Raw genomic sequence first — 5,002 nt, forward strand, 5'->3', positions numbered from 1 at the left:
CGACGCTTGCTGTCGGCCTCACGAATTATCCAGGCTAGCTCTGACCGTATGGGGTAAAGAAGATCTATAAGATTCTTGATTCTGTGTTCCGGACCGATTTTCGGACTTGGAAGAATTCGGCTGTGCCAAGGCCGAGATCGGGTCGTTGAAAACGTAGGCATTGCTGGTGCGGAGGATCCTCCAGCGCCAAACTGGACGACCGAACAGGTCGAGCTCGCGTTTCTTGACTCGGACGATGCGATTGACCCAGGTGAGGATCCCTGCGCTCTCCAAGACCTTGATGGTCACGTGGACCGTGGAGCGGGCACATTTCGCCCTGGTGGCAATGGCCTCGTAGCCCGGGAAGCAACGGCCGGTATGAGCGTTATGAAACCCCCACAGCAGCGCCTGCAGGACTTCGAATGCGGCCCGTGTCAACGGGCCACGATGCTGGCCAGGTTGCCTGTGCTTGGCTGTCCAGGCACGAGCAAAAGTCTGGATGCGGAACTTGGCATTGCGATCCAGCGGCTTGCCAGGACCGTCTTGAAACACCTTTGGCCTGCGCGAACGAAGAATAGAACGCATCGTCTGGGGTCTCCCCAGCTGAGGCGGGCAAAAGACACACGTCCCCAAAGACCTCCGAAAGGCCTTGTCGAAAAGTCAGAGCTGTTGGATGATTCGGGGGCGCGAATGTGGCAGAGCTGGTAACTCTGTCATCCTAAGCTGTGATGATCGGTGGGGGCGGCCTTCGGGCCGCCTTTGCTGTTTCTGGCTCCCGCCGCGGAATTGCGGCATTCCTGATGCTAATTCAGGGCTTGGGGCGTCCGCAACTGGTCTTCGTGACTACATTTTTTTAGAGTCATCAAAACAATACAAACGCGTTTAGACGCTATCTAAACGCGCTTAGACGTTGTAGTGCGACAAGCTTAGTAAGCTATTGTAAAAGCTTAGATCAGCATTCATTGTTTTTTTAGGATCGTAATTTACAATTTTGTAATCATCATTAGATTCGGATGGAATGTTGGACAAAACCGTTTTAGTTTCCGAGTGGAAAATGCCGAGACTCGAAGCAGGGAACGCTATTGTCCCCTCGCGTCAAAGGCTCAGGCCGCGAATCTCGAGCGCCTGAATCCGATGCAGGAGGCAGCCATAACTACGGCGGCACGGGTGTTGTTGCGCGCCAGCGCGAGGATGTCCGAAGCTCGGATCTGGTGGGTGGTCGGCCTCATCTCGGAAGCCCAGCCCCAGACCAGGGATGTGGCATCACGTTCACTGCCCAAGCGGTTTGGGAGATGCACATCAGGCCGCCGCCTTTGTCGGCCGGTCGTGCCCCAACAGGTGGTGCAAGAAGACGGAACAGTAATGATAACGGCCATTGTGACGTTCTTTGGTAGGATGACTTTACGCTGTGAGGCATCAGCCGAAACGCCACAGGCGGCATGTCGGTGCTGGTGAGCCGCCCTTGCCATAATGGTCAGTTATGCGGCTGTCGACCGGGTAAAGCCTGACACTCGATGCCAGAATGTAGGTTGAGTTTGGGCGCTTAGCGGCGGTTGATGCGCCGTGGTTCCGATGTCCGCTTTGCGCCCAATCCGGCCGTTCGGGTGGATTGGCTGCCTTTTCTTAAAACGTCTTCAACCTTGGGGCCCTTTCAGGGCAACAAGGTTAGCCTGAGTGCAACCAATCAGCTTGGATCGCCCGCGTGTTGAGCTTCCGGGATGCTGCATCTGCTTGAAGCGCTTCTCGCCAGAGTGGCGCATTTTGCATCCATCTACCTGTCCCAATACGGCGGGTCACCGATAATGGCCCTGATGTCGTCCACCATGGCGCGCAGCTTCATGGACGCACGTCGTCCTTCCGGATGCGCCACGTAGATGAATTCAGGCTCTGTCTCGGCTTCCAGGTTGATGGTGCGGAGCTTTCCGGCCTTGACGTCCGCGTTTACGATGAAGGTCGGCAACAAGGCGATGCCGAGCCCGGCCACCGCGGCATCCCGCATGACGTCCCCATTGTTGACGCGCAGGGCATGGCGACCCCGCACGATCCGCGGTTCCTCGGGGCCGATGAAGCGCCAATCCAAGTGGCTGCGGTTCGTGTAGAAGATGCCCCGATGCTCCTCCAGGGCCGACAGGGAGCGGGGCGCGCCGTGTTGCTCAAGATAGTCGGGTGACGCCACGAGAACCCGGCGGCTCGGCGCCAGACGCCAGACCGTCAGGCGGCTGTCGGCGATGGGACCGTGCCGAACCACGGCATCGTAGCCATCGGCGGCCGCGTCCACCCGCCGGTCATCAAGGTCCAGGGTAAGCTCCACCCCGGGATGCCGCTTGAGAAAGCCATAGAGCGCGGGGCCGAGATGCATACGGCTGAAGGTCACCGGGGCCGAGATGCGCAAGGGGCCACGCAAGGTCCCTCGCCGCTCTGCAACCATGACAGCCGCTGCCTCGACGTCGCGCGTGATCTGCGCTGCACTCTCGAGAAAGCTCGTCCCGTCCTCCGTCAGGGTCAGCTTGCGCGTGCTGCGTTGCAGGAGGGGCGCGCCGAGGCTGCGCTCAAGCTCCGCCAGCCGATCGCTGATCACCGATTTCGACAGCCCCAAGCGTCGGGCGGCTGCACTGATCGACCCGGCCTCCGCGATGGCCACAAAGGTCAAAAGGCCTTCCAGCTTCATGCGTTCGGCTTTCCCGGCGGCCAGATCTCCCGTTCGCAGCCTAATCGGAACGACGCCGGGCCGCTACGTTCGCCCAAGCCCTGGGAATGTCCGGGCCATGTCCCGCGGCAGGAGACCACCGTCATGCGCAGTTTCGTAACAGGCTTCCTCGGTGCGTTGGCGGCCGTCTGGCCCGCTCTGGCGCAGCCCCACTCCTTTCCACCCGGCTTTCGCATGCAGGACATCCAGACCCCGGCCGTCACCATCCACACCCGCATCGGAGGGTCTGGTCCGCCGGTCGTGCTGCTGCACGGCTATGGCGAGACCGGCGATATGTGGGCACCCATGGCGGCCGACCTGGCCCGCGACCACCAGGTGATTGTTCCCGACCTGCGCGGCCTGGGCTTGTCCTCCAAGCCCCCCGGCGGTTTCGACAAGAAGACGCAGGCGGGGGATCTCGTGGACGTGCTGGCGGCGCTTGGTATCGGCGAGATCGACCTCGTCGCACACGACATCGGAAACATGGTGGCCTTCCAGTTCGCCGCACAGCATCCGGACCGAGTTAGACGACTGGTGCTGATCGACGCCCCCGTGCCGGGTGTCGGCCCTTGGGAGGAGATCCTAAAAAATCCGCTGCTCTGGCACTTCCGCTTCGGCGGGCCGGACATGGAGCGGCTGGTTGCAGGGCGCGAGCGCATCTATCTCGACCGCTTCTGGAACGAGTTCTCCGCCGACCCAGCCAGATTCGGCGAAGCCTCCCGGGCTCACTATGCCCAGCTTTATGCCCTGCCTGGCGCAATGCACTCCGGCTTCGAGCAGTTCGCCGCCTTCGACCGGGACGCTGCCGACAACCGTGCCTGGCTCGCTACCGGCGCCCGGTTGAGGATGCCATTGCTGGCGGTGGGAGGCGAGAAGTCCTTCGGGGCGACGATGGCAGAGGTGATGCGGGCCGGTGCTACGGATGTGCGCGAGGGCATCGTGCCCGCGTCAGGGCACTGGATCATGGAGGAGAACCCGCAAGCGACAATTAGTCTCGCCCGCGGCTTCCTCGACGGGCAAAATTGATCTGCTGCCTCCCAGCCCACGCTGATCATGGATGTTCGGCAGGGTTGGGCAGCCAGGACACCGCGTGCCGGGGTAGGTCCGCTTCTCGTCAGCCATGGGCGCAGAGCGGAATAGCCGCTCTCGACCAAACCCGACCATCTGAGTTGCCTCCAAGAAAATCATTCTGAGCGAAAAGCAGCACCGGATTCAAAATCCAGAGCGAATGCCCCGACCGGTCTAGCGGGTCTAGGATGGTGCGATGGCAATGCAGCGAGGACACTGATCGCATCCAAAGCTACCGTCTGGCACTTTGCGCCTTGGCTTCCACGAGCCTGACCATTACCAGAAGCGCGCGATTAACGGGCGCTGCAATCCCAAGCCGCGCCGCGGCCCGGACGATGTAGCCATTGAGGTGGTCGATCTCGCTTTCTTTGCCCTGCGCGAGGTCCTGCGCGGTCGACGAGAGCTGATCCGGCATGGAGGCGGCGAGTCCGAGAACGGTGCTCATGACCTCCCCAGGAACCATAACATTCGACCGCTCGGCAACAGCGAGACACTCGGCAACAATGTCCCGCATGGTTTCGGGAACGCTGTCGGTTTTCATCATCTGCCCATAGGGCAGCTGCGCAACGGCGGAGAGGGCATTGTAGGCGCAGTTAACGATGAGCTTTGCCCACAGCACCCCCTTCACGTTCTCGGATACCTCCGTCGGGATTCCGGCACGGGAGAACACCTCGGCAATGTCCGCACTCGACGGGCCTGGCCCGATCACAAGCTCGCCGCGACCGTGGTGCCTGACATGTGCCGGCGCCGGCATGTCGACCGCGACGTAAACGGCCGCGGGAACGACAGGTCGTCCCAAAACCGCCTGCAGATGCTCGGCGCTGTCCACTCCGTTCTGCAGGCTCAAGACTGGAACGCTGCTTCCGAGATGGGACGCTATGACCCGTCCCGCGGTGAGGGTGTCGTTCGCCTTTACGCAAAACAGGACGGCGTCCGCACCGGCGACACCGGACGGGTCCGTCGTCGCGTCTACCGGCACGGCCTCGGTTCTGCCTGCAGCTTCCAAGATCAGTCTGTGCGCCTGCACGGCCGTGACGAGCTGCGGCCGGCCGACGAGGGTCACGGAATGGCCGGCCCGCGCCAGCATGGCCCCGTAGTAGCAACCCACGGCACCGGCTCCCATGACGGCAATCTTCATCGGTTTGGTCCTATCCGAGGCTCCCCCTGCTTATAGCGCACGCCAAAGTTGAGCTTAATCATCACGTGATAATCCGGTTTATCACGTGCTAACCTGGATAATTCGTGAGGCCGACAGCAAGCGTCGGAGAC

The 5,002-nt window shown here is 61.5% G+C and carries 4 protein-coding genes; 1 reads left to right on the forward strand and 3 read right to left on the reverse strand.

The window, feature by feature from the left end:
• Nucleotides 1-18: 18 nt before the first annotated feature.
• Entirely contained in the window at nucleotides 19-564 is a 546-nt protein-coding gene (locus QWZ14_RS29565) for a helix-turn-helix domain-containing protein (RefSeq protein WP_290320656.1), read from the reverse strand.
• 1,186 nt (nucleotides 565-1,750) lie between these two features.
• A complete protein-coding gene (locus tag QWZ14_RS29570; RefSeq protein WP_290320657.1) occupies nucleotides 1,751-2,647 on the reverse strand; it encodes a LysR family transcriptional regulator in 897 nt (298 codons plus the stop codon).
• Between the two features lie 123 nt (nucleotides 2,648-2,770).
• Between QWZ14_RS29570 and QWZ14_RS29575 the strand changes: the two genes are divergently transcribed.
• Nucleotides 2,771-3,691 (forward strand): alpha/beta fold hydrolase, encoded by a 921-nt coding sequence (locus QWZ14_RS29575; RefSeq protein WP_290320658.1) that lies wholly within the window; start codon nucleotides 2,771-2,773, stop codon nucleotides 3,689-3,691.
• A 274-nt stretch (nucleotides 3,692-3,965) separates the two neighbouring features.
• Here the strand turns inward: QWZ14_RS29575 and QWZ14_RS29580 are convergent, their stop codons facing one another.
• Nucleotides 3,966-4,871 carry a ketopantoate reductase family protein gene (locus QWZ14_RS29580; protein WP_290320659.1) on the reverse strand — a complete coding sequence of 302 codons (906 nt, stop codon included), beginning with the start codon at nucleotides 4,869-4,871 and terminating at the stop codon, nucleotides 3,966-3,968.
• Nucleotides 4,872-5,002 lie beyond the last annotated feature (131 nt).

It is taken from the genome of Paeniroseomonas aquatica, from assembly GCF_030409335.1.
Lineage (GTDB): Bacteria > Pseudomonadota > Alphaproteobacteria > Acetobacterales > Acetobacteraceae > Belnapia > Belnapia aquatica.

Excerpts from the sequence above, each read along its gene's own strand:
- QWZ14_RS29580 (WP_290320659.1), bottom strand. The coding sequence starts at position 4,871 with ATGAAGATTGCCGTCATGGGAGCCGGTGCCGTGGGTTGCTACTACGGG.
- QWZ14_RS29570 (WP_290320657.1), bottom strand. The coding sequence starts at position 2,647 with ATGAAGCTGGAAGGCCTTTTGACCTTTGTGGCCATCGCGGAGGCCGGG.
- QWZ14_RS29565 (WP_290320656.1), bottom strand. The coding sequence starts at position 564 with ATGCGTTCTATTCTTCGTTCGCGCAGGCCAAAGGTGTTTCAAGACGGT.
- QWZ14_RS29575 (WP_290320658.1), top strand. The coding sequence starts at position 2,771 with ATGCGCAGTTTCGTAACAGGCTTCCTCGGTGCGTTGGCGGCCGTCTGG.